This window comes from Shewanella sp. 11B5 (assembly GCF_002836795.1).
GTDB lineage: Bacteria > Pseudomonadota > Gammaproteobacteria > Enterobacterales > Shewanellaceae > Shewanella > Shewanella frigidimarina.
On record NZ_PJAP01000655.1, the window covers coordinates 1 to 2150 of the forward strand.

Genomic DNA, 2150 nt, shown 5'->3' on the forward strand with positions numbered 1-2150 from the left:
ATATCCGTGAGACGCACTCAAAGTAGCATTACTCGTAACTTTGCATAATTGAATGGTACATATTAATAAACTCATCACTAGCTAGATCTTCAGGTGTAACAGGCAAGCCACGTTGAGCGAAGACACCTAACCTTTCTTCTAACTCTTCACCAGCTCTAAGTTCGCCAGTATAAAATGCCGCAGAACGGATAAAGTCGAGATAAGTCACTTTTTCAGGTAAATAATGAAGATCAGCCCAACGCTCAACCACTTCCATCACCTCTGGGGCAAAGTCCCACGTTTTTAATACCGCACGGCCAATCGGCCCCTGCATTTTACGGACTAAACTGCGTAGGTCATCAATTCGGCCAAACAACTCTGGGTGAACTTCTGCCTCGGTTAATACTGGTAAAGCACCAATATTGTGCACCAAGCCAGCAAGAGTAAGCGTATCACGATCTAATTTTTTAGTAGGATGACGTTTGTTATACATTTCAAGCATTGCACAAGATGAAGCCGTCACTTCAATGGAGGTTTTCCATACCTCATCCATCACTTCCCACACCATTTCGTTGGTTGAGATAAAGAGCTGCTCCATCGCAACTGACGTGGTAATAGATTTGATTTGCACTAAACCAATGCGACTCACCGCGGCATTAATGCTTTCTGCTTTATTGCCGCGAGAATACAAAGCACTGTTAGCGACTTTAATAATACGGGCTGAAATAGCGGCATCTTGCCCAATGATGTCGGCTACTTGTTTAAGGCTTGAATCTTGACGAGACACCACTTCTTGAACACGCATGGCCACTTCAGGTAATGTTGGTAAAACTAAAGCATCATCTTTGAGCTTTTTTAATAGTCCAACCAAGAGTTGATGTTCCGTAGACATGGGTTCTCCATAAATAAATAGTCTCTAATGCTGGATTATATACCCAAACCGATAACGTTTGCGATTACTCAACTGACGACAACTCAATTATTTATATCTTCCTGTTCTGATTTATCAGTCATAAATCCCTTTGATGTAATAAAAATACAACCAACCTCACAAATACCAAGGCTATATTTGTCCTCGCTAATATCCTTAAGTAAGCTTCGGCCCTTTCATCACACAATGTTCTATTAGGTCGAAAAACATGTTTAAACCTGAATTATTATCTCCCGCTGGTACGCTTAAAAATATGCGTTACGCCTTTGCTTATGGTGCTGATGCCGTTTACGCAGGCCAACCTCGTTATAGCTTACGAGTTAGAAATAATGATTTTAAAATGGAGACTCTTGCCAGCGGTATTGAAGAGGCTCACGCCCTAGGTAAGAAATTGTATGTTGTCAGTAATATTGCCCCACATAATGCCAAGCTAAAAACCTATATTAGAGACATGGAACCGGTGATTGCGATGAAACCCGATGCGGTGATCATGTCAGATCCAGGGCTTATTATGATGGTACGCGAAACATTTCCAGATCAAGTCGTTCACTTATCGGTTCAAGCGAATGCGATTAACTGGGCATCGGTTAAATTCTGGCAACAACAAGGCATCAAGCGAGTCATTTTATCCCGTGAATTATCATTGGATGAAATTGAAGAAATTCGCCAACGTTGCCCCGATATTGAATTAGAAGTGTTTGTTCATGGCGCACTTTGCATGGCTTATTCTGGCCGTTGTTTACTCTCTGGTTACATGAATAAACGCGATCCCAACCAAGGGACTTGTACCAATGCATGTCGGTGGAAATACGATGTACATCAAGCAGAGCAAACCGATACAGGCGATATCATCCCTGTAGCCCCAACCGTTCAATTTGAAAACCCAACGCTGGGTTCTGGCCAACCTAGTAGCGACATAGTGCTACTGCAAGAAGCTGGTCGTCCTGGCGAATATATGCCTGCTTTTGAAGACGAACATGGCACTTATATTATGAATTCAAAAGATTTGCGCGCTATTCAACATGTGGATCGCTTGACCAAAATGGGTGTTGATTCATTAAAAATTGAAGGTCGCACTAAGTCCTTTTACTATGTCGCGCGCACGGCACAATTATATCGCCAAGCCATTGAAGATGCCGCTGCTGGCAAAGACTTTGATCGCACGTTGATGAGTAATCTTCAAGGACTTGCGCACCGAGGTTATACCGAAGGATTTTTGCGTCGTCACGTGCATGACGAA

2 protein-coding genes are annotated in these 2150 nt (G+C 42.7%); one reads left to right on the forward strand and one right to left on the reverse strand.

Translation table 11 applies throughout. The features are described 5' to 3' along the window. Window positions 1–28: 28 nt before the first annotated feature. Window positions 29–871: an HDOD domain-containing protein gene (locus CXF78_RS14915; protein WP_011636497.1), complete on the reverse strand. Its 843-nt coding sequence runs from the start codon at window positions 869–871 to the stop codon at window positions 29–31. A 247-nt stretch (window positions 872–1118) separates the two neighbouring features. Here CXF78_RS14915 and yegQ point away from each other — a divergent pair. Beyond that, window positions 1119–2150, forward strand: a 1032-nt coding sequence (gene yegQ, locus CXF78_RS14920; RefSeq protein WP_102037246.1) for a prephenate-dependent tRNA uridine(34) hydroxylase TrhP, incomplete at its 3' end; no start/stop codon positions are given.